The following is a 22,856-nucleotide window of genomic DNA, read 5'->3' on the forward strand; positions in this document are numbered from 1 at the left end:
ACCTAAGTCCGAGCCCGCATCCAGGTACCGGCCGGCCGCTGGGGTCCCCGTGCCCGGTCCGGAGGCTGCGGGCCTCAGGCGGTGGCGGGTGCCGGCGCCGGAGTCGGGGCGCCGGTCGGGAAGGGCACCGCCGTGCCGCTGACGGCGACCGCGACCTCCGCGCCGGCCGGCGGCAGGTCCCCGCCCTCGGTGCGGGCGCTGACCCGGCGGCCCGAGGGCAGCTCGAGCTCCACCCGGGCGTCGTGGCCGTAGAAGTCGACCGCGCACACCCGCGCCCGCGGCCCGGGGCCCGCCGACAGGCGCAGCTGCTCGGGGCGCAGCAGCACCCGCACCGGCCCGTCGGGGCACTCCCGGCCGAGCACGAGCTCCCCGAGCTCCGAGGCGACCCGCCCACCGACGGCGTCCCCGTCGAGGACCACCGCCTCCCCCACGAACGCGGCGACGTCGAGGTCGCGCGGGTCGCGGTAGAGCGTGCGCGGGTCGGCCAGCTGCGCCAGCACGCCGCCGCGCAGCACCGCCACCTGGTCGGCGGTCGACAGCGCCTCGGCCTGGTCGTGGGTGACCAGCACGGCGGTGGCACCGGTGGCCCGGAGTGCGGCGACCACGGCCCGCCGGGTGTCCTCCCGCAGCGACGCGTCCAGCGAGGAGAACGGCTCGTCGAGCAGCACCAGCGAGGGCTCGGGCGCCAGTGCGCGGGCCAGCGCCACCCGCTGCTGCTGGCCGCCGGAGAGCTGGTGCGGCGAGCGTTCGGCCAGCGCGGCGTCCAGCCCCACCAGCTCGAGCAGCGACGCCACCCGCCCGCGGTCGCGGCGCAGCCGGCGGGGCAGGCCGAAGGCGACGTTGCCGGCCACCGTCAGGTGCGGGAACAGCCCGCCCTCCTGCGGCACGAAGCCGATGCCGCGCCGGCGGGCGGGCACCGGGCGGCCGGCGCCGGCGACCACCCGGCCGCCGAGCTCGACGGTGCCGGCGTCGGGGTCGTCGAACCCGGCGACGATCCGCAGCAGCGTGGTCTTCCCGCAGCCGGAGGGTCCGAGCAGCGCGGTGGTCGTGCCGGTCGGCACGTGCAGGTCGACGCCGGCGAGCACCGGGGTGCGGCCGTAGGACTTCGTCACGCCGGTGACGGACAGCGCGCTCATGGGGTCGGACCTCGTCGGGCAGCGGGGAGGACGTCGCGGGAGAGCAGCACCGTGGCCGGTGCCGAGAGCAGGACCATGACGACGGCGTAGGGCGCCGCGGCGCCGTACTCCAGGGCGCTGCTGGCCGACCAGAACGCCGTCGCCAGCGTCGTGGTGCCGGTGGGGGCGAGCAGCAGCGTGGCGGTCAGCTCGGTGACCACCGCGAGGAAGACCAGCGCCGCGCCGGCGCCGATCCCCGGCGCCAGCAGCGGCAGGGTGACCCGCCACAGCCGGGCGGGGGCCGAGGCGCCCAGCGAGGCGGCGACGTCGTCGTGCAGCGGCGGCGACTGCTCCACGGCCGCACGCACGGTGACGATCGCCCGCGGCAGGAACAGGATCGCGTAGGCGGCCAGCAGCACCGGCACGGTCTGGTAGAGGCCGGGCACCAGGCGGATCGACACCGTCACCAGGGCCAGCGCGATGACGATGGCCGGCACCGCGCTGCCGAGGTAGGTGCTGCGCTCGATCAGGGTGGCCACCGGCCCGCGCCGGCGGACGGCCAGCCAGCCGGTGGGCAGCGCGAACACGGTGGTGGCGACGGCGGCCGCGGCGGCCAGTGCCAGGGTCGTCCCCGTGGTGGTGGCCAGCGTGGCGACGTCGAGGCCGGCGGAGGTCCCGGTGGCCATCCAGCGCACCAGGCTGACCAGCGGCACCGCGACCGACAGGACGACGACGGCGGCCAGCGCGAGCAGCGCGGGCGCGGTCAGGGCGCCGAGCCGCACCGGGCGCACCGTGCGGGCCGCGCCGGCACCGGTGCGCGCGTAGCCGCGGGCGCCGCGCAGCCGGATCTCGGCGAGCAGCAGCACCAGGCACAGCAGCACGAGGACGCCGGCGAGCATCGTCGCGCCGGGCCCGTTGAAGGTGGCGCGGTACTGGTCGTAGACGGCCGTGGTGAAGGTCGGGTAGCGCAGCATCGCCAGCGCGCCGAACTCGGCCAGCACGTGCAGCGCCACGAGCAGGGCGCCGCCGAGCACGGCGACCCGCAGCTGGGGCAGCTGCACCCGCCGGAACACCCCCCACGTCGACAGCCCCAGGCCGCGGGCGGTGTCCTCCAGCGCCGGGTCCAGCCCGCGGAAGGCGGCGACCGCGGGCAGGTAGACGAACGGCGCGTACGACAGCGACACGACCAGCAGCGCCCCGCCGTAGGTGTCGAAGCCGGGCAGCAGCGAGATCCAGGCGTAACTGGTGACGAAGGCCGGCACCGCCAGCGGCGCCACCAGCAGCACGTGCCACACCCGGCGGCCGGGGACCGCCGAGCGCTCGACCAGCCACGCCGCGCCCACCCCGAGGACGACGCAGACGACGACCGCGCCGCCGACCAGCCGGACGGTGTTGACCAGCAGCTCGGCCACCCGCGGGCGGAGGACCAGGTCGGCGATGCCGCTCCAGCCGACGCCGGCGGCCGCCACCACGATGTGGCCCAGCGGCACCAGCGCCAGCGCCGCGACCGCGGCGGCCAGCAGCACGGTTCCCGGCGAGCGGCGCAGGGTCCCGGGCGCGCGCCGGCCCCGGGACGCCGGGACGGTCGGCGTCCCGGGGCCCGGGAGGACGGGTGCGGCGCTCAGAGCAGACCCACCTCCTGCATGAGCTCGGTGACCCGGTCCTGGTCGAGCGAGCCGGGGTCCACGGCGGGCGCGCCGAGGGTGTCCAGCGGCGGCAGCGCCTCGGCGGAGGGCACCCCGGTGCCGACGGCGTACTCCAGCGCGGTGCTCTCGGCCAGCCGCTGCTGCGCGTCCCGGGCGGTCAGCCAGGCGACCAGCCGCTGGGCGTCGTCCTGCTGGTCGGAGGAGGCGAGCACCCCGGCGCCGGAGACGCTGAGGAAGGCGCCCGGGTCGCCGTTGCCGAAGTAGTGCAGCCGCGCGTCGTCGCCCTTGAGGCCCTGCTCGGCCTGGTCGCGGTACCAGTAGTAGTGGTACATGACGCCGGCGTCGATCTCGCCCTCGTCGGCGGCGACCATCACCGCGGTGTTGCTCTGGTAGACGTTCGCGTTGCGCTCCAGGCCCTCGAGCCAGGCGCGGGTGGCCTCCTCGCCCTCCAGCGACAGGACGCCGGCGACGATCGCCTGGAAGTCCGCGCCGCCGGCCGCGATGCCGACCCGGCCCTCCCAGGCGGGGTCGGCGAGGTCGAGCAGGGAGGCCGGCAGCTCGCTCTCGGGCAGCTCCGCGGGGTTGTGCACCAGCACGGTCGAGCGCGCGGCGAAACCGGTCCAGGTGCCCGAGGAGGGCCGGAACTGCTCGCCGACCTGGTCGAGGGTCGCCTGGTCCAGCGGCGCGAGCAGGCCCCCCCGGTCGAGGACGTCGATCGAGGGGCTGTTCTCGGTGAGGAAGACGTCGGCCGGGCTGGCCTCGCCCTCCTGCACGATCTGGTTGGCCAGCTCCGCGTCGTTGCCGTCGCGGAACTCCAGCTCGATGCCGGTCTCCTCGGTGAAGCCCTCGACCATCGTGCGCACCAGGCTCTCGTGCTGGGCGCTGTAGACGGTGAGCGTCTCGGCGTCCGAGGCACCGGCGGTGTCGCCGCACGCGGTGAGACCCCCGGCGAGGGCGAGGGCGGTGAGAGCGACGGCGGTCGCCCGCGCGGGCCTGGTCACGGGGGGTCCTCCAGCAGACGTCGGCGGCTGTGCTGTGTGGCAGCCCAGGGTAGGCACACCTAAACAGACGACGTCGCCGCCCGGACAGCCCGCTCCGCTACAAACGGGGGGTGACCGCTCCCGCGCTGCGCAGCGCACGCTTCGCCGAGCTGACGCCGTACGAGCTCTACGCCCTGTGCCGGCTGCGGGTGGACGTCTTCGTCGTCGAGCAGCAGTGCCCCTACCCGGAGCTCGACGGCCGCGACTGCGAGCCGGCCACGGTGCACCTGTGGTTCGAGGAGGACGGTCAGGTGCTGGCCACGCTGCGGGTCCTCGACGACGGCGACGCGCGGGCGATCGGCCGGGTGGCCACCGCCGCGACCGCCCGCGGCCGGGGCCTGGCCGCGCGGCTGGTCGAGGCCGGGGTGGCAGTGTGCGCGGGCGCGCCGGTCACGCTGGGCGCGCAGGCGCACCTGGAGCAGTGGTACGAGCGGTTCGGCTTCCGGCGCAGCGGGCCCGGCTACGTGGAGGACGGCATCCCGCACGTCCCCATGCGCCGCGAGCCGGCCTGAACGGCGGTCAGGCCGCCGTCGAGGGGCTCAGGTCGGCGGCACCGAAGGCCGCGTCGAACCGGTCGCACCAGACGACCACGCTGCTGAAGCCGGTGGCGTCGACGCCGGCGGGCACGGCGTAGTTCTGGTCTCCGACGTTGCCCTTGAGGGGGCCGAGGTCGACGAAGTCGTCGTCGAACGCCGCCTCCTCGCCCTGCGCGGGGTTCTGCGAGAGGTAGACGTAGAGCGCCGGGCCGTTGGAGGTGGTGAAGCCCTCGAGGCGGACCACCACCTGACCGTCGGGCAGGGCGACCACCCGCGCGGTGCCGGCCGTCTCGTGCTCGCGGGAGACGAACGCGCCGGTGGCGAGGTCGACCGGGCCGGGCGGCGCCGCGGGGGCCGGCTCCCCGGCGCGCACGGTCGGCGGAGCTCCGGCCGAGGGCAGCGCCTCGTCGACCCGCTGGTCGTAGAACAGCTTCTGCGGCTGGAACCAGACCAGCGTGACGGCCGCCAGCAGGGCCACTGCCACCGCCGCCAGCACGATCCACGTCCGCCGCCGCACCGCCACGGCGGCGGACCCTAGCCGTGCACCGCCGGCCCGTGGGGTGTCCCGCGCACGGCACCGGGTACCGGCCGGGCATGGCAGACGACGCGGCGGTCGGCGGGTTCGCGGGACGGCTCGGAGCGGCCCTGCAGGAGGCCGGCGACGGCGCGGCGACGCTCGCCTTCGACGCCGGCGACGAGCACCTCAACCCGGCGGGCACGCTGCACGGCGGGGTGCTCGCGACGCTCGTGGACACCGTGATGGGCCAGGCGGTGCGCACCACCACCGGCGACGGCGAGGTGCCGGCGACCAGCCAGCTGACCGTGACCTACCTGCGCCCGGGCCGGCCGGGGCGGCTGGACGTGCGGGGCCGGGTGCGCACCCGCGGCGAGCACCTCACCATCTGCGAGGCCGACGTCGAGCAGGACGGGAAGGCCGTCGCGCACGCCGTCGCCACCTTCGCGCTGCTCGAGCGCTGACCCGGCCCCGGACGCCCGAGCGCCCCGCCGGGAGGACCGGCGGGGCGCTCGCGGACGGGGTGGGTCAGACCAGCTCGACGCAGTAGACGGTGCCGTCGCCGGACTCCCCGCCGCGCCACAGCGCCTGGACGGCGGTCTCGAACTCCGTGCAGGGGGTGTAGGACGTGTCGTAGAACTCGTCCTCGGTCACCTCGTCGGCCTCGGTGCCGACGACGCGGAACTGCGCCTCGGAGCTGTCGCAGTCGACCGTCTCCACCGAGTCCGTGCCCTGCTGCTGGATGCAGTCGCCGACCTCGGGGGCGCCGAAGTCGACCAGGCGGAACGCGGCGATGCCGCCCGCGACCGCAACCGCGGCCACGATCCCGCCGATCCTGCGGCCCTTGCCGGCACCCCTCGGGGCCGGACCGGGCCGGCCGGGGCCGAACGGGCCGGGGGCGTCGGAGCCCGGGCCGGGGGCGCCGAAGGCCGGGCCGGGGGCGCCACCGAACGGCTGGCCCTGCGGGGCGCCGAACGGCTGGCCCTGCGGGGCCGGCGGGCCCCAGGGGGCGGGCTGCCCCGGCGTCTGCGGCCCGGGCTGCGGGCCTCCCGTCGGCTGCGGCGGGGTGCCGGGCTGTCCGGGGTGGGTCATGTCGAGCTCCTGGTCTCCGGCCGACGCCGTGTTCGGTGCCGGTCAACGGCGGGGAGCATGACACGGGCCAGGGGCGGTCCCGGGGAGGTCGGCCGGGAGTCGTCGCTGGTCAGACCCCGATGGGTGAGGGCACCTGGTCCTCGACCACGGAGGTCGCGCCCCGGGCCGCGTCGTCCTCGCCCGTGCCGCACTGGCTGACCAGCGTGATGAACAGGAAGACGAACACGATCACGCCGAAGAAGGTGCCGAGGAGCAGCGCCCGCCCGCGCCCGGGCTTCGGCGTCGTGCCGTGGCGCTGGTCGTCGGGGTCGGGCGTGGGACCGGGTGCGGACATGGCGTCTCCTCGTCGTCGGCGGTGGCTCGGGCGGCCGCAGCCCGGCGCCGACGTGCCGGCGCGACGGGCCGGTGGCCGCTCTCCCCCGCTCCCATGCCCAGCCGGCCGGGTCTCACGCGTCCGCGGGGTGCCACGGGACCGGGGCTCGGAGGACGATCCGGTCATGACCACAGCCACCTGGAACGGGACCGTCGTCGCCGAGTCCGACGACATCGTGACCGTGGAGGGCAACGCCTACTTCCCGCGCGAGTCGGTGCGCGAGGACGTGCTGCGCCCGTCGTCGACCCACACCACCTGCCCCTGGAAGGGCGAGGCGTCCTACTTCACGCTCGAGGTCGACGGGGAGACCAACCCGGACGCGGCCTGGTACTACCCGCAGCCCAGGGACGCGGCGAAGGAGATCACCGGCCGCGTCGCCTTCTGGCGGGGCGTCCAGGTGAGCTAGCGAGGTCCCGCGGCGAGGGCCGCGGCGCTCAGCCGGCCGGGCGGGCGCCGGCGAGCTCGCGGGCGGAGGCGGCCTCGCCGGGCGTGAGGGCCGCGCTGCGCTCCTGCTGCTCGACGGCCTCCTGGAAGCGGGTCCAGGCCTGGGCGGGCGTGACGTCGAGGGCGGCGGCGATCTGCTCCCAGCCCGCCCCGCCCCGCAGCGCGGCGCGGAAGCCGGTCAGCTGGCTGTCGTGGGCCTTGCGGGCGATGACCTCGCCGAGCGCGAGCAGCTCCAGCGACTCGGGCACGTCGAGGGAGGTGTCGTCGGCGAGCAGGCTGCTCCAGTCGTCGTCGGCGCGGTCGCGGGCCGTGTTCAGGCTCGTGGACCCGGAGTCCCGCCGGCTGAGGAAGTCCAGGCGGGTGGCGGCCGTCTGCAGGCTGAACTCCTGCTCGAGGGCCTTCGGCGTGATCTCCATGTCCTCCACCTTCCCCGACCCCGCCGCAGGGGTCCAACGACTGCGACGGGGATCTCCCGGACGCACGGAGGGCCCGCACCCGGGTGGGGTGCGGGCCCTCCAGAGGGTCCGGGCGTCAGCTCTCGACGCCGACGGCCTCCTTGGCGATCGCGGCGAGGGCGACCTGGGCGGCGCTGACCACGCTCGACCGGTTCTTGTGGGTCTCCTCGTAGCGGATGATCACGCGGATGTCGTGCGGCTTGCGCAGCTCCTTGACGGCCTTGGCGGCGTCGGAGGTCGACAGCGAGTCGAAGCCCTTGATGGGCAGCTCGTCGGCGGAGACGTCGCCGAGCTCCTCGCGGGCGGCCTTGGCGGCGTCGGCGGCCTGGCGGTTGCCCTCGCGGCGGGCGATCCGCTCGGCCCGGCGCAGCGCGGCGCTGCGGCCGACGGTCAGGGTCTCGCGGACGGCGTCGGTGAGGGCGCTGGCCTTGTTGGCGGCCTCGCCGACCCCGTCCTCGACGCGCTGGCGACGCTGCGCGGCGGTGTCGAGCACCTCGTTCACGCGGTTGGCGACGAAGCGGTAGGGGGCGTTGGCCGCGCGGGCGGCGACACCGGCGACGGTCTGGAACGGCGTCGGCTGCAGGGCGGCGGGGCCACCCAGGGCCTCCTCGGCCAGGACCACGGTCAGCCACTCGACGGTGGCCTTGTGGGCGGTGACGAGGCCCTCGGCGAGGCGCTCCACCTTCGGCAGCTGCGCCTGCTGGGCGAGCACCTTCACGTAGGTGGCGCGGTCGAGCAGCTGGTGCTCGAGCGTGAGGTCCTGCAGGAGGGCCTCCTCGATCGGCTCGGCCTGCTCGAAGGTGGCCTTGAGGACGGCCGAGAGCCGGCCGACGGCGGGGGTGACGACGTCCGGGACGCCCCCGAGCTCGCGGAGCTCGGCGGTGACCAGGCGGGTGCGCTCGGCGGCGTTGTCGGCGTTCTTGGTCAGCTCGCGGCGGACGGCGTCGGTCCGGGCCTGGGAGACGCGCGTGCGGGCGATCTGCTCCTCGGTCTGGCTGAGCAGGACGAGCGCGCGGAGCTGGTTGACGATCTTGGCGTGGGTGGTGTCGGTCATGACGGGGAGGACTCCAACGATCGGGGATGACCTGACGCTCTCTTCCTGCCCCGCCGATCGCCGCCGCTAACTCCTGCAAGCGCATTGCTAGCGGTGAGGTCGGTCACGCCGGGCTCCCGGCGCGACCGGTCCCCCTACGGCCGCGGTGCCGGCTTCGGCACGGCCGGCCGCCGGCGGGTCTCCAGCCGCAGCACCGGCTGGGTCAGCTGGGCCAGCGCGGCGCAGCGGGAGCAGACCGGGCCCGGGTGGGTCTCGGCAGCGCAGGTGGCACAGGGCACGGGGTCTCCTCGCTCGGGGGTCGGTCAGGACCCGGGAGCGAGAACCTGCCACCCGCGGCCGGCGCGGTCACCCGTCGTGTGACGCGTGGGACGACTCGTCAGCGATCCGTCACCTGGACGGCCTCCTCCCGCGCGCGGACGGCGGCCGCGGGCGGTGCCCAGCGCGGGCGGACCCGCACGACGGCGGTCACCACCGGGCGACCGGGGAGGGCGGACGTCGGGGTCGGGTCGGCGCTCATGGAGACCTCCGGGGGCTCGGGAGCGCCCCAGGGTGGCAGCCCGCGGCGCCCTCGGGCAGCCCCGGCGCGCACCCGGCCCGAGATGTCACGCGATCGGTCCACGCCGTTCCCCCGGACGACGCGCGTCAGTCGCCGAGCAGGTCGAGCAGGCGCTGCAGGTAGGGCACCTGGCCCCCGACCAGCTTGGCGCGGGCCTCGTCCACGCCGAACCAGGCGGCGCGGTCGACCTCCGGGAACTCCTGCACCCGGCCCGACCGCGGCGGCCACTCCAGCGCGAAGGTGTTGCTGCGGACCGCGGTGGCGTCCAGGTCGCCCTCGGCGGCCCACACGGTGAGCACCTTCCCGCCGGCGCGCAGCTCGCCGAGCGGGACGAGTTCCGCCGCGGGGACGGGGCTGCCGAGCTCCTCCTCGAACTCCCGGTGCGCCACCGCGAGCGGGTCCTCGCCCTCGCCGTACTCGCCCTTGGGGATCGACCAGGCGCCCTCGTCGCGGCGCGCCCAGAACGGGCCGCCCATGTGCCCGAGCAGCACGTCCACTCCCCCGCCCGGCGCGCGCCGGTACAGCAGGACCCCCGCGCTCCGCCTCGGCACCCGCCCACCCTGGCACGGCCCAGCCGGCGAGCGCCGCGGACGGCCGGGACACCGGCTCGCTGCAGCGCTGCGCTCAGGGGCAGTGCGGGGAGCCGTTGCCGCGGGCGCGCTCGCTGTTGCCCGGCGCCTCGCACGGCTCGGCGACCGGCGCCGGTGGTGGTGGTGGAGGCAGGGCGGGCGTGGCGCTCGGCGTCGGGGCAGGGGCCGGCACGGGGGCCGGCGTGGTCACGACCGCCGGTGCGGCCGGCGCGGGCGGCGGGGCGGGCGTGCTCGTCACCGGGGACGGCCGCGTCGGGGGCGGGACCTGCCGGGTCGGCTCGGCCGAGGGCGCGCCGGGGACGGCGCCGGCGCTCCGGCCCTCGGTGCCCGGCACCCCGGTGGGGGCGACGAGGAGGGCGAGCGCGACCACCGCCAGCAGCGCGACGGCGGCCGCGAGGGCCAGGCCGCGCCGGCGCACGGGCCTGCGGGGTGCCCGGTGCCGGGCCGGGGCGGTCAGGACGAGGGTGTCCGGGTCCTCGGGACCGTCCGCCGGGGGACGGGGGCTGCTCGGCATCGCCGCGACCGTGGCACGACGCCGGCGGTGTCCCGGGGCGCCGGGCCGGGCGGCGCCCGCCCCGACCGCACGGCCGGTCCCGCGGGCCCCACCCGTCCCGTGGGGGCGACGCCTCCCGAGGGGGGACACCCGGGAGGCGCCGCCGTCTACGCGGGGCGCTGGAGGCAGTCCAGCGCCCCGGCCAGGTCGACGACGTCGGCGTACTTGGCGTCGAGGTCGGCGAGGTTGTTCTCGTGCAGCGCGGGGCTCCGGTCGGCGCACGCCTGGCGCACCACCTGCGGACGGAACCCGGAGTTGAGCGCGTCCATCGCGGTGGCCCGCACGCAGCCCGACGTCGACACCCCGGCGATCGCCAGGGTGTCCACGCCCAGGCCCAGCAGCGTCGGTGCCAGGGTCGTGCCGAAGAACGCCGACGCGTACTGCTTGACGACCACCGGCTCACCCGGGTCCGGCGCCAGCGTCAGCTCGCCCCAGCCGCCGGGCGCGTCCTCGGCGAAGGCGGCCAGCGCCGGCACCTTGCGCGCGAACAGGCCGCCGTCGGCCATGCCCCGGGTGTAGCGGACCGCCGTCCACAGCACCGGGTGGCCGTGCCCGCGCGCCGCCGCCACCAGGGCCGCCGCCGCCTCGACCGCCGGCCCGGGGTCGGGCAGCGCGAAGGGCCCGCCGGGCTCGGTGTAGGCGCGGCAGAGGTCGATCACCAGGACCGCCGGGCGGCTGCCCCAGCCCAACCGCCCGGAGAACGCCGTCCCGTGCGGCCCGGGCTCCGGCACGGTCACGGCCCCTCCCCTCGCCGCCAGATCTGCACACTCGCGCTCGTGGAGCCCCGGGACGCGACCGGTGTGCAGATCTCGCGCGACGGGCCGGGTGCAGAGCGGCTCACCCCGCCGTCCACACCGGGCGCCGGGGCGCGGGCAGGCCGGTCTCCTCCTCGCAGCGGGCCAGCAGCTCCTCCACCGGCGGCCCCATGTCGAACACCGGCAGCTCCGCGGGCCGGTCGGCGCGCAGCTGGTCGCGCACCGTCTCGGTGGCCCCGGCGTCGACCTCGCCGTCCTCGGTGACGACGACGCCGTAGCGCCGGGCGCCGTCCTGGGTGACCAGCCCGCGCCGCACCTCGCGGGCCACCAGCTCCGGGTCGCGCAGCAGGGGGTCGCCCCACCCGCCGCCGCCCCAGGTGACGAAGTGCAGGACGTCGCCCGGGTGCACCGCCACGCCGTGGCACTTGCTCGGCAGCACCTCGCGGGCGCCCTCGGCGCGGTCGATCCACTTACGGCCGCGCGCGCCGGGCTCGCCGCCGTTCACCCCCCAGGGATAGGTCAGCCAGCGGTCGTCGTGGATGGCGATCTCGCCGGGCTCCTCGAAGACGTAGGCGACGTCGACGCCGTTGCCGCCGCGGTGCAGGCCGGCGCCGCCGGTGTCGGGCACGGTCTGCCACGTCTCGATGCGCAGCGGGTAGTAGGACTCGAGGTACTCGCAGGGGATGTTGACGAAGCTCGGCCACAGCGAGTGCCCGTCGGGGCCGTCGCCCAGCGGCCGGCCCGGGATGCCGCCGAAGCCGATCGAGTAGAGCTGGAACCACTCCCCCTTCCGCTCGCCCGACGAGTAGTGCCCGGAGTACATGAAGTGCGGCGAGGAGGAGAACCCGGCGGCGTTCAGCAGCGCCGGGTTGGTCTGCCCGAGCAGCCCGCCGAAGAGGTCGAACACCCGCCCGATGCCGTGGTTGCGGCCGTTGAGCGCCGCGGGGTGCGCGGGCTTCCAGTACGAGCCGTCCGGGATGGTGACGTCGACGAGCGGGTAGAAGCCGTCGTTCCACAGGATCTGCGGGTCGGCCACGGTGATCATGTATATCCCGAAGAACATCCGGGTGAGGTTCTCGTTGATGTAGTAGTTGATCGGCCCGGCCGCCTGCGGCGAGGACCCGGTGAAGTCCAGGTGCACCTTCTCGCCGGTGCGCGTCAGCGACAGCTTCAGCTCGTAGGGGCCGTTGCCGACGCCGTCGTCGCAGATGTAGTCGGTGAACGACAGGGTGCGGCCCTCCTCGAAGACCGCCTGCAGCAGCACCTTCATCGCGTCGTGGTTGCGCTGCAGCAGCGCGTCGAGGGCCGACAGGTAGGTGGCCGTGCCGAACCGCTGGCACATCTCCACCACCCGGCGGGCGGCGGTGCGGCAGGCGGCGACCAGGCCGTTGAGGTCGGCGCGGTTCCAGTCGGGCATGCGGACCTGGTTGAGGATGATCCGCAGCGCGTCGTCGTTGGGCACGCCCCTCCGGTAGAGCTTGAAGGGCGGGATGACCACGCCCTCCTCGTAGATGGTGCGGGCGTCGGTGGGCATCGACGACGGCGTCTTGCCGCCCACGTCGGACATGTGCCCGAACATCGACGCCCAGCCCACCACCCGGCCCTCGTGGAACACCGGCATGACCAGCAGCCAGTCGTTGGCGTGGCTGATCGCCGCCCCGCAGGCGTAGGGGTCGCTGGTCAGCAGGACGTCGCCCTCCTCGACGGTGTCGTCGAACCCGTCGAGGAAGTCGGGGATGGACAGGCCGAACTGGCCGACGACCATCTTCCCGCCGGGGTCCCCGATGAGCGGGAACTCGTCGTGCTGCTCGCGGATGCCGGGCGAGAGCGCGGTGCGGAACAGCACCTCGTCCATCTCGTAGCGGGCGTTGCGCAGGCCGTTCTCGATCAGGTCGAGGGTGACGGGGTCGACGTCGACCCGCTCGACCTCGCCGGTGGCCGTCTCGACGATCCGTGCCATGTCAGCCCTCCACGGGGGTGATCAGCAGCGAGCCCGACGCGTGCACGGTGGCCGCGTGGCCGGGCAGGACGAGGGTCGTGGAGTCCATCTCGGTGACGATCGCCGGGCCGCGCACCACGTCGCCGGCCCGCAGCCGGGCCCGGTCGTACACCTGGGCGGTCACCTGCTCGCCGCCGACGTGCACCGGGTGCTCGGTGACCAGGGCGCCGGCCGGGTCGCCGTCACCCTCCTCGAGCCGCACCGGGGCGACGTCGGGGCGCGGTCCGGTGACCGTGGCGCGGGCGTTGACCAGCTCGTGGTCGACGTCGAGGAGGAAGGAGAACAGCCGGTCGTGCTCGGCGTCGAACGCCTTCCCGAGCTCGGCCAGCGCGCCTGTGCTGCCCCCACCCGCCCCACCGGCGCCGTCGAGCCAGGCCGGGTCCACCTCGACCGGGATCTCGAAACCCTGCCCGTGGTAGCGGACGTCGACCTGGAAGCCGACGGTCTGGTCCGGCCGGGCCAGGCCCTGGGCGGCCAGCCGGTCGGCGGCCTCGTCGGCCAGCTCGCGCAGGATCTGGCCCAGCTCGCCGTCGGTCAGCTGGCCGAAGCGGCGCAGCACGGTGCGCGCGGACTCGTCGCGCCGGCTGGTGGTGGCGTCGCCGAGGGCGCACAGCACCCCGGGGGACGGCGGGACGATCACCGGCCAGGCGCCGGTCAGCCTCCCGAGCGCGTTGGCGTGCAGCGGGCCGGCGCCGCCGAAGGCGACCAGCGCGAAGTCGCGCGGGTCGAAGCCCTGCTGCACCGAGACCAGCCTCAGCCCGCCGAGCATGTTCTCGTTGACGATGTCGACGATGCCGGCGGCCGCGGCCTCCGGGGAGTCCAGCCCCATCGCCTCGGCCACCTTGCTCACCGAGGCCCGCGCCGCCTCGACGTCCAGGGTGATCTCCCCGCCGGCCAGCGCCGAGGGCAGGTAGCCGAGGACGACGTCGGCGTCGGTGACCGTGGGCTCCACCCCGCCCTTGCCGTACGCGGCCGGACCGGGATCGGCGCCGGCCGACTGCGGGCCGACCCGCAGCGCGCGGGTCAGCTCGGGCACGTGCGCGATCGACCCGCCGCCGGCGCCCACGGTGCGGACGTCGACGCTGGAGGCCCGCACCGTCAGGTCGCCCACCTTGGTCTCCCGGCCGATCCGCGGGGACAGCCCCCGCACCAGGGCGACGTCGGTGGAGGTGCCGCCCATGTCGAAGGTGATCAGGTCGCGGTGGCCGCACTGCTCGGCCACCCACACCGCGCCGGTCACCCCGCCGGCCGGGCCCGACAGCAGCATGGTCACCGGCGCGGCGACCGCGGCGTCGGCCGATTGCAGGCCGCCGTCGCTGCGCAGGATCGACAGCTCGCCGGCCACCCCGCCCTCGCGCAGCCCCGCCGACAGGTGCCGCACGTACTTCTCCACCTGCGGCTGCACGTAGCCGTTGGCGACGGTGGTGAGCGTGCGCTCGTACTCGCGCAGCTCGGGCAGCACGTCCGACGACAGCGAGACCGGGACGCCGGGCAGCACCTCGGCGGCGAGCTCGCGGATGCGGCGCTCGTGGCCGGCGTCGGCGAAGGAGTTGACCAGGCTGACCGCCAGCGCCTGCACGCCCTGCCTCTGGGTGCCGTGGCCGGCCAGCCGGGTCAGCTGCGCGCGGACGTCGTCGTCGTCGAGCGGGCGCACGACCGAGCCGTCGCTGGCGATGCGCCCCTCGACCTCCACGGTGTCCTCGAGGTCGGCCAGCGGCTCGGGCTTGGGCCAGATGATCCAGCCGGCCAGCCCGCCGGGGACGAAGGAGCGGGCGATCTGCAGCACCTGCCGGAAGCCGCGGGTGGTGACCAGCCCGACGCGGGCGCCCTTGCCCTCGAGGATCGCGTTGGTCGCGACCGTGGTGCCGTGCAGCACCTGCGCGACCTCGGCCATCGCGATGCCGGCGTCGGCGCACACCTCCTCGATGCCGTGCAGCACGCCGACCGCCTGGTCGGCCGGGGTGGAGGCGGTCTTGGCGCGCCACGTCGCGCCGCTGTCCTCGTCGACGAGCAGGACGTCGGTGAACGTGCCCCCCACGTCGACTCCGAGCCGGTAGCTCATGCGGTCTCCTCTTCCGGGGTCGCGGTGGCGGTGGTCTGCAGCCGGGCCGCCCGGACCATCACGGCCCGGGCGTTGGCGATGTGCGAGGTCATGACGGCGCGGGCCCACTCGGGGTCGCCGGCGCTCAGCGCGGCGACGATCTCGCCGTGGTGGGCCAGGCTGCGGCGCAGCGACTCCTCGTCGTAGGTGAGGAAGTTGCGCCGCACGATCGGCGGGTGGATGGCCGCGGCCAGCGCGGCGGCCAGGGCCGGGTGCCCGGCCAGGGCCACCAGCCGGTCGTGGAAAGCCCGGTTGAGCGGGACGAGGGCGTCGAGGTCCTGCCCCGGGCCGGGGCTGCCGACCTCGAGCATCTGCCGGGCGAGCGCGTCGAGCTCGTCGACGTCGGCGGGGCGGACGTTCGGGACCGCGAGCGCGGTGAGCCGCGGCTCGAGCACCGCGCGCAGGTCGAACACGCCCTCGAGCTCGGCGACCGTCCAGGTGGCCACCCGGGCGCCGCGGTTCGGGACGACCTGCACCAGCCCCTCGGCGGCCAGCCGGGACAGCGCCTCCCGCACCGGGGTGCGGCTCACGCCCAGCCGGTCGGCGAGCTCCACCTCGCCCAGCCGCGCGCCGGGGGCCAGCTGCCCGCCCATGATGAGGTCGCGGAGGGCCGTCAGGGCCCGCTCCGCGGACGTCACCGGACGTGTCACGGCTCACATCCCTCGCTCGATTGCATGCAACGTAGGGGTGGTCATCGGTGCGCACAAGGGGTCGCCGGGGAACCCCGTTGTTCCGTTTCGGCCGTTGCGGTGCACGTCGGAGCCGGTGCAGACTGCTGCCGACCCGGAGCACCCCGCACCGGCGCGTGTATGCAACCCATCGTGTCGGGATGCGTGCGCCCGGTCGGCGGGCCGCACACGAGGAGGCGCCGTGGGGGATCTGCTGGGAGCCGGACGGGCACCGCGGGCCCGGCTGCGCGAGCTGCTCGCCGGCCCGGCGCCGCTGGTCGCGCCGGGCGCCTACGACGCGCTGTCGGCGCGGCTGGTGGAGCAGGCCGGCTTCGACGCCGTCTACATGACCGGCTTCGGGACGACGGCCTCGCTCATCGGCCGCCCCGACGTCGGGCTGCTGTCGGGCGCGGAGATGGTCGACAACGCCCGCCGGATCGCCGCCGCCGTCGACGTGCCGGTCATCGCCGACGCCGACACCGGCTACGGCAACGCGCTCAACGTCGTCCGCACGGTGCAGCTCTACGAGCAGGCCGGGGTGGCCGGCATCCAGCTCGAGGACCAGGTCATGCCCAAGAAGTGCGGGCACATGAGCGGCAAGGCGCTCGTCGGGACCGAGGAGATGGCCGGCAAGGTCCGCGCCGCCGCGGCCGCCCGCCGCGACCCCGACCTGGTGCTGATCGCGCGCACCGACGCGGTCGCCGTCAGCGGGGTGGACGACGCCCTCGAGCGGGCCCGCGCCTACGCCGAGGCCGGGGCCGACCTGCTCTTCGTCGAGGCGCCGACCACCGAGGCCGACGTCGAGCGGGTGGCCGGCGAGCTGGCCGGCGTCGCCCCGCTGGTCTTCAACTGGGCCGAGGGCGGGCGCACTCCCCCGCTGTCGCTGCAGCGGATGACCGAGCTGGGGTTCGCGCTGGTCATCTACCCCATCGGCACCCTGCTGGCCGCGACCGCCGGCATCCGGGCGCTGCTCGACGGGCTGCGCACCGAGGGGGTGCCGCCGCTGGACGGGCTGCCCACCTTCGGGGAGTTCACCGACCTCGTCGGCCTGCCCGAGGTGACCGACCTGGAGCAGCGCTTCGCCGGCTGAGCGGAGCCGTTCTCGGCTCTCCCGTCACACCCGTCCCAGACTCGTCCGGGGATGACCGGACCGGTCCGTCCGGACCGGTACACAGGACGCCATGGGCACTCCGGACGGCCGGCCGACTCTGCACGACGGGGCTGCCCGGGCGACGGTGGCGATCGCGGCCACGACCACCCCGGTGCTGTCGGCCGCGCTGGCCGCCGGCGGCGTGCCCGTGGTGTCCCGGCTGGCGCTGACCGCCCACGGCGGCCCGCTGCCCGGCGCCACGGTCCGGCTGGGTGTCCGCGACGCCGAGGGCCCCATCGGCACCCCGGTCGAGCTGACCGTCGACCTCGAGGCCGGCCGGACGACGGTGCTCAGCGACCTCGGCCTGGTCCTCGACCCCGCCGCGATGCGGCAGATCGGCCAGCAGCGCCCCGGCTCGGTCGAGGTCGACGTGACCGTGGCCGGCACCGACGTCGGCGGCACCGCGCTGCCGGTGCAGGTGCTGGCCGCCGACCAGTGGCTGGCCGCCCCCGTGCCCCTGGCGCTGGAGCTGCTCGCCGCGCACGTCCAGCCCCAGCACCCGGCCGTGACCGCGCTGCTCGGCGAGGCCGCCGCGCTGCTCGACGCGGGCCCCGGCGACGCCGACGCACCGGGCTACGCCGGCGGGCCGGAGCGGGTCGACCAGCTCGTCGCCGCGGTGGCCGCCGCGCTGCGCGCCCGGGGCGTCCGCGCCGCCGAGGCACCCGCGGGCTGGGCCGAGGAGGCGCAGCGGGTGCGCACCCCCGGCGAGGTCCTCGACGGCCGGGTGGGCAGCTGCCTGGACGTCGTCGTCACGCTCGCCGCCGCGCTGGAGGCGGCCGGCGTCCGCCCGCTGCTGTGGGTGGCCGACCGGCACGCCGTCCTCGGCTACTGGCGCGAGGAGCGCAGCGCCGAGAGCGCCGCCACCACCGACGCCGCCCCGCTGGTGGACCTGGTCGGCCGCGGCCTGGTGCGGCTGGTGGAGACCACGCTGCTGACCACCGGCGACGGCGACGAGCCGGACACCGGGCCCGACGCCGGGCTGCTGCACCACGCCGTCGTCGACGCCTGGCCGGCCGGTGCGCCCGACCGGCTGCTCGGCGTCACCGACGTGCACCGCGCCCGGCGCGACGGCATCCTGCCGCTGCCCGTCCACGCCCGCGGCGCCGACGGCGCGCTCCAGGTGGTCGAGTACCGGGCCGCGGGGCCCGACCCCGCCCGGCCGCCCGGCCGGCACGCCGCGCCGGGTCCCGGCAGCCGCCCCGGGGTGCCCCCGCGCGTGCAGCAGTGGAAGAACGCCCTGCTCGACCTGAGCCTGCGCAACCGGCTCATCAACCACACCCCCGGCGCCGGCCTGCCGCTGACCGTCCCCGGCGCCTACCTCGCCACCCTCGCCGGCCTGCTCACCGGGGGGACGGCGGTCGGCCTGCTGCCCGCCGACCGGCTCTCCCCCGAGCAGCACGAGCGGGGCGTGAGCGTGGCCCGCGAGCTGCCGGTCGGCGAGCTGGCCGAGGTGCTGCTCGAGCAGGGCGCCGTGCACGCCGACGTCTCCGAGGGCGGCTACCTGCCGCGGCTGCGCGCCCTGGCGCACCGCGCGCGGACCGTGCTCGAGGAGACCGGCGCCAACGACCTGCACCTGGCCCTCGGCAGCCTGGTCTGGGAGGTCGACGACCGGCCGCTGCGCTCCCCGCTGGTGCTGCTGCCGGTGGTGCTCGCCCCCGCCGGCGTCTCCCCCGACGGCGCGGAGAGCTACCGGCTGTCGGCCGACGAGGCCGCCGGGGCCAGCCCGAACCGGTGCCTGCTGGAGAAGCTGCGGCAGGAGCACGGCCTGGAGCTGCCGGGCCTGGCCGCCGACGCCGAGGCGGTCGACGTCGACAGCGTCCTGGGCACCCTCCGCCAGGCGCTGGCCGACGCCGGGCTGCCCTTCCGCGTCGAGGCCACCGCCGACCTCGCCGTCCTCTCCTTCGCCGGGTACCGGCTCTGGCGCGACCTCGACGAGCACTGGGCGGAGCTCACCGCCAACCCGCTGGTCGAGCACCTGGTGCACGCGCCGCACCAGGCCTTCGTCGACCCGGTGCCGGCCCCGCCGGTCCCGGCCGACCTCGACGAGCTCGCCGCCGCCTGCCCCGTCCCGGCCGACGCCTCGCAGCTGCGCGCCGTGGCCGAGGGCCTGGCCGGCCGCACCTTCGTGCTGGAGGGACCGCCGGGGACGGGCAAGTCGCAGACCATCACCAACCTGCTCACCCGCGCGGTCGCCGACGGCAAGCGGGTGCTCTTCGTCGCCGAGAAGCGGGCCGCGCTCGACGTGGTCGCCCGCCGGCTCGAGGCGGTGGGCATGGGCCCGTTCACCCTCGACCTGCACGATCGCGGCGCCCGCGGGGCCGAGGTCCGCGCCCGCGTGCGCGCGGCCCTGGAGCAGGTGGTCGCGGTCGACGAGCAGGGCCTGGCCGCCGACGGGGAGGACCTGCGCGCGGCCCGCCGCACGCTGGCCCGCTACGCCGACCGGCTGCACGCGCCCAACGCCGCGGGACTGTCCTACTACTCGTCGCGGACGGCGCGGCTGGCCGTCGGCGACGACGTGCCGCACCTGCCGGTGCCGCTGGGCTTCGCCGCCGCCGCGCCCGCGGAGACGCTGGCCGCGGTGCGCCGCGCGCTGGCCCTGCTGCCCGACGTCGCGGACCTGGCGCGGCCCTCGGCGCGGCACCCGTGGGCGTTCGTCGACTCCGCGCGCGTCGACCTCGCCGCCGCGCACGCCGCCGCCCTCGAGGTGGACGCCGCGGTCCGCGCGCTCCCGGCCGAGGAGCACCTGGCCCGGGCGCTGCGCGAGGTGCGCACCCCCGCCGACCTCGTCGCCCTGGCCCACCTGCTGGCCGGTCCCGGGGTGGGGCTCGACGTGCTCGACGAGGTGCCCACGCAGCGGTGGACGGCGGCGACCGCCGCGGTGCTCGCCGACCTGGGCGCCTTCACCACCACCGTGCACCCCGGCCTGGAGCTGGCCACGCCCGAGGCGGTGGAGCTGCCGCTGGCCGACCTCTACGTGCAGGCGCAGACCGCGCAGGCCGCCCGCTGGTGGGCCCGCCGGCAGGGGCTCAGGGCGGTCCGCGCCCGGCTCGCGCCGGTGCTGCGGCCCGGCGTGCAGGTGCGGCTGCGCGACGTCCCAGAGCTGACCGCCTCCCTGTGGCGGGTGCAGCAGGCGGGGACGGCCCTGGTCGCGCGGGCCTCGGTGATCCCGGGCCTGTCGGTGCCCGAGGGCTGGAACCCGCTCACCGAGCCGACGCTGCTCGACGGGCAGGTCGGCTGGCTGCAGCGGGCCGGCGCCGCCGTCGACAGCGCCCGCCCGTTCGCCGTCGCGCTGCGCCGGTACCTCGTCGCCGGACCCGGCCCGGACTCCACCGCGGCCGCCGCGGTGACCCGGCTGCGCCGGGCGCTGACCGCCCTGCTGCGGGCGTGCGGCAGCAGCCCGGCCGCGCTGGCCGAGTGGTGCGGGGACGACGGCGTGCTGCTGCGCTGGGCGCTGACCCGCCCCGAGCGCGGCCTGGACCACCCCGGCCTGATCTCGCTGCGCCGCTGGGCGGAGTTCCTCGACACCGTCGAGCCGCTGCGCGCCGCGGGCCTGACCGAGGCGCGCGACGCCCTGGTCAGCGGCCGGCTGCCCGCCGAGGACGCCCCGCGTGCGTTCGAGGCCGGGCTGGCCGCGGTGTCGGGCGCCGAGCGGCGCGCCGCCACCGGCCTGGACGCCTTCGACGAGGGGGCGCACGGCAAGGCGATCGCCCGGTTCACCGCCGCGTCGCGCGCCGTCCGCCGGCACCTGACGGCCGCGCTGCCGGCGGCGGTGCTGGCCGGCCGCCGCATCGACGACGACCGGCTCGCCGCGCTGCAGCGCGAGCTCACCCGCTCCCGCCACGGGGCGGGCGTGCGCGCCCTGCTCGCCGAGCACGGCGACCTGGTCACCGCGCTGCTGCCCTGCGTGCTCGTCAGTCCCGACTCGGTGGCCCGCTTCTTCCCCGCGCGGGCCGGCCAGTTCGACCTCGTGGTCTTCGACGAGGCCTCGCAGATCCGGGTGGCCGAGGCCGTCGGCGCGCTGGGCCGGGCGCGGGCCGCGGTCGTCGTGGGCGACAGCCAGCAGCTGCCGCCGACGTCCTTCGCCGAGTCGACGGCGGCCCGCGACGACGACCCGGCCGGCCTCCCGGGCACCGCGGCCGAGGACGAGGAGTCGATCCTCACCGAGTGCGTGCACGCCGGGCTGCCGCGGCACTGGCTGTCGTGGCACTACCGCAGCCAGGACGAGTCGCTGATCGCCTTCAGCAACGCCCACTACTACGGCGACCGGCTCGCCTCGTTCCCGGCGCCCGTGCACTGCCGCCCCTCCGCGGACGTCGACGGCCGCGGCATCTCGCTGGTGCGGGTGGAGGGCACCTTCCACCGCTCGGGCGCCGGCCGGCTGCTGCGGACCAACCCGATGGAGGCCAAGGCCGTCGTCGCCGAGATCCGCCGCCGCTTCGCCGCCTCGCCGGACACGGTGCCCTCGATCGGCGTGGTCACCTTCAACGCCCAGCAGCGGGCCTACGTCGAGTCGCTGCTGCGCGACTCCGGCGACGAGCGGCTGGTCGCCGCACTCGACCGCACCGACGGCGAGGGACTGTTCGTCAAGAACCTGGAGAACGTGCAGGGCGACGAGCGCGACGTCGTGCTCTTCTCCACCGGCTTCAGCCCCGACGAGCGCGGCGTGCTGCCGCTGAACTTCGGCCCGCTCAACCGGGTCGGCGGGGAGCGGCGGCTCAACGTGGCGATCACCCGCGCCCGGCGGCAGGTCGTCGTCTTCTCCTCCTTCGACCCGTCGGCGCTGCGCGCGGAGCAGACCTCCTCGGTGGGCATCAAGCACCTGCGGGCCTGGCTGGACCTGGCCGCGCTGGGCCCCGACGCGCTGCCCCGCGCCGCCCGCCGGGTGGGCCTGCCCGACCGGCACCGCGAGGAGGTCGCCGAGGCGCTGCGCGCGCGGGGGCTGGTGGTGCGCACCGACGTCGGTCTCTCCGACTTCCGCGTCGACCTGGCCGTGGCCCGGGCCGAGGCCCCGGACGCCCCGGTCATGGCCGTGCTGCTCGACGGCCCGGAGTGGGCGCGGCGGGGCACCGTCGCCGACCGCGACGGCCTGCCCGTCGAGGTGCTCGGCGGACTCCTCGGCTGGCCGCTGGTCGAGCGGGTGTGGCTCCCGTCGTGGCTGCGCGACCGCGAGGAGGTGCTCGACCGGCTGGTCGCCGCCGTCGCCGCGGTGCCCGCCCCGGCCGTGCCGCGGCCTGCGACGGCGGCGCCGCTGAGCCGCGTCCCCGCGCCGGTGCCCACCGCCGCATCGCCGTTGGCCCCGCGGGCGCTGCACCCGGTGGTGACCGGCGCGCTCGCCGCGCTGCCGGGTCCGCGGGCGGCCGACACCGAGCCCACCCCCGAGCCGGCGACGGCCCCGGTGACGCTCACCGTGGTCCCCGACCTGGCCGAGCCCGAACCCGCCGCCGAGGCCCCCGCTCCCGAGGCGCCCGCGGCGCCGGCCCGGCCGTCCGCGATCCGCCGTCCCACCGCGGCCGTGCTCGAGGGGGAGCTGCCGTTCCGCCCGTGGGCGCCCAAGCCGGCCGGCGACCGCAAGGCCCTCGACGGGCTCGCCGACGCCCGCACCGCCCGGCTGGTGCGCCGGGTGCTGCTGGCCGGGGTCAAGGCCGAGGGCCCGGTGCACCGCGACCGGCTCACCCGGCTCGCGGCCGGCGCGTTCGGCCTGTCCCGGGTCGGTGAGGCGCGCCGCGACGCGCTGCTGGCCCTGCTGCCGGAGGGGACCGTCGACGGCGAGTTCGTGTGGCCCGAGGGCATCGACCGGGCCGGGTGGACCGCGTTCCGCCGGCAGACCGCGAGCGCCGGCCGGCCGCTGGAGCACGTCGCGCCGGAGGAGGTCGGCAACGCGATGGTGGCGCTGTGCCGGGCCGCGGACGGCGGGCTGACCGTCGACCAGCTCCTCCTGCGCACCGCCGAGGTCTTCGGCCACCGCCGCCGCACGCCGTCGCTGACCACCCAGCTGACCGCCGCCCTCGACCGCCTCACCGCGGCCGGCCGGCTGACGGTGCACGAGGACGGCCGCGTCACCGCCTGAGCCGGGTACTCCTCCCCGGCCGGGTCGTGCTCTGCCCACTCCCCGTGGGCAGAGCACGAAGGCGGGGCCGACACCGTGTGCCGGCGCGGTCGTGCTCTGCACACAGGTGTGGTCAGAGCACGACCGACCGGGCGGGGACACCTGCCGG

At 76.8% G+C, this 22,856-nt stretch carries 21 protein-coding genes; 5 read left to right on the plus strand and 16 right to left on the minus strand.

The genetic code is table 11. The features are described 5' to 3' along the window. Positions 1-74: 74 nt before the first annotated feature. From BMZ33_RS14535 to BMZ33_RS14545, 3 genes are all read right to left on the minus strand, one after another. Positions 75-1,136, minus strand: a complete 1,062-nt coding sequence (locus tag BMZ33_RS14535) for an ABC transporter ATP-binding protein (protein WP_091111722.1) — start codon at positions 1,134-1,136, stop codon at positions 75-77. Next, on the minus strand, positions 1,133-2,641 hold the full coding sequence (locus BMZ33_RS14540) for an ABC transporter permease (RefSeq protein WP_169064346.1): 1,509 nt from the start codon (positions 2,639-2,641) through the stop codon (positions 1,133-1,135). Before BMZ33_RS14540 ends, BMZ33_RS14535 begins: the two co-directional genes overlap by 4 nt. Before the next feature lie 95 nt (positions 2,642-2,736). Beyond that, the gene (locus tag BMZ33_RS14545; protein ID WP_091111725.1) at positions 2,737-3,762 is read right to left on the minus strand and encodes an iron ABC transporter substrate-binding protein; all 1,026 of its coding nucleotides are present in this window, start codon (positions 3,760-3,762) and stop codon (positions 2,737-2,739) included. A gap of 110 nt (positions 3,763-3,872) precedes the next feature. Here BMZ33_RS14545 and BMZ33_RS14550 point away from each other — a divergent pair, with 110 nt between their 5' ends. After that, positions 3,873-4,313 carry a GNAT family N-acetyltransferase gene (locus BMZ33_RS14550; RefSeq protein WP_091111726.1) on the plus strand — a complete coding sequence of 147 codons (441 nt, stop codon included), beginning with the start codon at positions 3,873-3,875 and terminating at the stop codon, positions 4,311-4,313. 7 nt (positions 4,314-4,320) lie between these two features. Here the strand turns inward: BMZ33_RS14550 and BMZ33_RS14555 are convergent, their stop codons facing one another. Beyond that, positions 4,321-4,860: a DM13 domain-containing protein gene (locus tag BMZ33_RS14555; protein WP_169064347.1), complete on the minus strand. Its 540-nt coding sequence runs from the start codon at positions 4,858-4,860 to the stop codon at positions 4,321-4,323. 71 nt (positions 4,861-4,931) lie between these two features. On the opposite strand from BMZ33_RS14555, the gene BMZ33_RS14560 reads away from it, so the two are divergent. Beyond that, the gene (locus BMZ33_RS14560) at positions 4,932-5,315 is read left to right on the plus strand and encodes a PaaI family thioesterase (RefSeq protein WP_091111955.1); all 384 of its coding nucleotides are present in this window, start codon (positions 4,932-4,934) and stop codon (positions 5,313-5,315) included. Between the two features lie 64 nt (positions 5,316-5,379). On the opposite strand, the gene BMZ33_RS14565 is transcribed toward BMZ33_RS14560, so the two are convergent. Together BMZ33_RS14565 and BMZ33_RS14570 are read right to left on the minus strand one after the other, a co-directional pair. Beyond that, complete coding sequence (locus BMZ33_RS14565; RefSeq protein WP_091111728.1) at positions 5,380-5,943, minus strand: LppU/SCO3897 family protein; 564 nt, start codon at positions 5,941-5,943, stop codon at positions 5,380-5,382. A 109-nt stretch (positions 5,944-6,052) separates the two neighbouring features. After that, entirely contained in the window at positions 6,053-6,277 is a 225-nt protein-coding gene (locus tag BMZ33_RS14570; RefSeq protein WP_091111731.1) for a hypothetical protein, read from the minus strand. Between the two features lie 163 nt (positions 6,278-6,440). Here BMZ33_RS14570 and BMZ33_RS14575 point away from each other — a divergent pair, with 163 nt between their 5' ends. Beyond that, positions 6,441-6,722, plus strand: coding sequence for a DUF427 domain-containing protein (locus BMZ33_RS14575; RefSeq protein WP_091111733.1), 282 nt, complete (start codon positions 6,441-6,443; stop codon positions 6,720-6,722). 28 nt (positions 6,723-6,750) lie between these two features. Here the strand turns inward: BMZ33_RS14575 and BMZ33_RS14580 are convergent, their stop codons facing one another. From BMZ33_RS14580 to BMZ33_RS14615, 10 genes are all read right to left on the minus strand, one after another. Then, a complete protein-coding gene (locus BMZ33_RS14580) occupies positions 6,751-7,176 on the minus strand; it encodes a hypothetical protein (RefSeq protein WP_091111958.1) in 426 nt (141 codons plus the stop codon). Between the two features lie 115 nt (positions 7,177-7,291). Then, on the minus strand, positions 7,292-8,269 hold the full coding sequence (locus tag BMZ33_RS14585; protein WP_091111736.1) for a hypothetical protein: 978 nt from the start codon (positions 8,267-8,269) through the stop codon (positions 7,292-7,294). A 134-nt stretch (positions 8,270-8,403) separates the two neighbouring features. Beyond that, positions 8,404-8,547: a hypothetical protein gene (locus BMZ33_RS23340; protein ID WP_169064348.1), complete on the minus strand. Its 144-nt coding sequence runs from the start codon at positions 8,545-8,547 to the stop codon at positions 8,404-8,406. A 98-nt stretch (positions 8,548-8,645) separates the two neighbouring features. After that, positions 8,646-8,786, minus strand: a complete 141-nt coding sequence (locus tag BMZ33_RS23345; RefSeq protein WP_169064349.1) for a hypothetical protein — start codon at positions 8,784-8,786, stop codon at positions 8,646-8,648. A 125-nt stretch (positions 8,787-8,911) separates the two neighbouring features. After that, entirely contained in the window at positions 8,912-9,376 is a 465-nt protein-coding gene (locus BMZ33_RS14590; RefSeq protein WP_091111738.1) for an NUDIX hydrolase, read from the minus strand. A 73-nt stretch (positions 9,377-9,449) separates the two neighbouring features. Continuing rightward, the gene (locus BMZ33_RS14595) at positions 9,450-9,929 is read right to left on the minus strand and encodes a hypothetical protein (protein ID WP_091111740.1); all 480 of its coding nucleotides are present in this window, start codon (positions 9,927-9,929) and stop codon (positions 9,450-9,452) included. 146 nt (positions 9,930-10,075) lie between these two features. Then, a complete protein-coding gene (locus BMZ33_RS14600; RefSeq protein WP_169064350.1) occupies positions 10,076-10,705 on the minus strand; it encodes an isochorismatase family protein in 630 nt (209 codons plus the stop codon). A 100-nt stretch (positions 10,706-10,805) separates the two neighbouring features. Continuing rightward, positions 10,806-12,683 (minus strand): hydantoinase B/oxoprolinase family protein, encoded by a 1,878-nt coding sequence (locus BMZ33_RS14605; protein WP_091111746.1) that lies wholly within the window; start codon positions 12,681-12,683, stop codon positions 10,806-10,808. Position 12,684: 1 nt separating this feature from the next. Next, positions 12,685-14,784 (minus strand): hydantoinase/oxoprolinase family protein, encoded by a 2,100-nt coding sequence (locus BMZ33_RS14610; RefSeq protein ID WP_091111748.1) that lies wholly within the window; start codon positions 14,782-14,784, stop codon positions 12,685-12,687. Beyond that, positions 14,781-15,473 carry a GntR family transcriptional regulator gene (locus tag BMZ33_RS14615; protein ID WP_091111751.1) on the minus strand — a complete coding sequence of 231 codons (693 nt, stop codon included), beginning with the start codon at positions 15,471-15,473 and terminating at the stop codon, positions 14,781-14,783. Before BMZ33_RS14615 ends, BMZ33_RS14610 begins: the two co-directional genes overlap by 4 nt. Positions 15,474-15,693: 220 nt before the next feature. On the opposite strand from BMZ33_RS14615, the gene BMZ33_RS14620 reads away from it, so the two are divergent. Together BMZ33_RS14620 and BMZ33_RS14625 are read left to right on the plus strand one after the other, a co-directional pair. Continuing rightward, a complete protein-coding gene (locus BMZ33_RS14620) occupies positions 15,694-16,581 on the plus strand; it encodes an isocitrate lyase/PEP mutase family protein (protein ID WP_091111754.1) in 888 nt (295 codons plus the stop codon). Positions 16,582-16,672: 91 nt separating this feature from the next. Then, on the plus strand, positions 16,673-22,708 hold the full coding sequence (locus tag BMZ33_RS14625; RefSeq protein WP_091111757.1) for a DUF3320 domain-containing protein: 6,036 nt from the start codon (positions 16,673-16,675) through the stop codon (positions 22,706-22,708). The last annotated feature ends 148 nt before the right edge of the window (positions 22,709-22,856 follow it).

The sequence above is a fragment of the Geodermatophilus dictyosporus genome (genome assembly GCF_900115505.1).
GTDB classification, from domain to species: domain Bacteria; phylum Actinomycetota; class Actinomycetes; order Mycobacteriales; family Geodermatophilaceae; genus Geodermatophilus; species Geodermatophilus dictyosporus.

What these genes read in the sequence shown, in the direction of transcription:
- BMZ33_RS14535 (WP_091111722.1), bottom strand. Translation starts at nt 1,136, where the DNA reads ATGAGCGCGCTGTCCGTCACCGGCGTGACGAAGTCCTACGGCCGCACC.
- BMZ33_RS14560 (WP_091111955.1), top strand. Translation starts at nt 4,932, where the DNA reads ATGGCAGACGACGCGGCGGTCGGCGGGTTCGCGGGACGGCTCGGAGCG.
- BMZ33_RS14565 (WP_091111728.1), bottom strand. Translation starts at nt 5,943, where the DNA reads ATGACCCACCCCGGACAGCCCGGCACCCCGCCGCAGCCGACGGGAGGC.
- BMZ33_RS14570 (WP_091111731.1), bottom strand. Translation starts at nt 6,277, where the DNA reads ATGTCCGCACCCGGTCCCACGCCCGACCCCGACGACCAGCGCCACGGC.
- BMZ33_RS14575 (WP_091111733.1), top strand. Translation starts at nt 6,441, where the DNA reads ATGACCACAGCCACCTGGAACGGGACCGTCGTCGCCGAGTCCGACGAC.
- BMZ33_RS14580 (WP_091111958.1), bottom strand. Translation starts at nt 7,176, where the DNA reads ATGGAGATCACGCCGAAGGCCCTCGAGCAGGAGTTCAGCCTGCAGACG.
- BMZ33_RS14585 (WP_091111736.1), bottom strand. Translation starts at nt 8,269, where the DNA reads ATGACCGACACCACCCACGCCAAGATCGTCAACCAGCTCCGCGCGCTC.
- BMZ33_RS23345 (WP_169064349.1), bottom strand. Translation starts at nt 8,786, where the DNA reads ATGAGCGCCGACCCGACCCCGACGTCCGCCCTCCCCGGTCGCCCGGTG.
- BMZ33_RS14595 (WP_091111740.1), bottom strand. Translation starts at nt 9,929, where the DNA reads ATGCCGAGCAGCCCCCGTCCCCCGGCGGACGGTCCCGAGGACCCGGAC.
- BMZ33_RS14605 (WP_091111746.1), bottom strand. Translation starts at nt 12,683, where the DNA reads ATGGCACGGATCGTCGAGACGGCCACCGGCGAGGTCGAGCGGGTCGAC.
- BMZ33_RS14610 (WP_091111748.1), bottom strand. Translation starts at nt 14,784, where the DNA reads ATGAGCTACCGGCTCGGAGTCGACGTGGGGGGCACGTTCACCGACGTC.
- BMZ33_RS14625 (WP_091111757.1), top strand. Translation starts at nt 16,673, where the DNA reads ATGGGCACTCCGGACGGCCGGCCGACTCTGCACGACGGGGCTGCCCGG.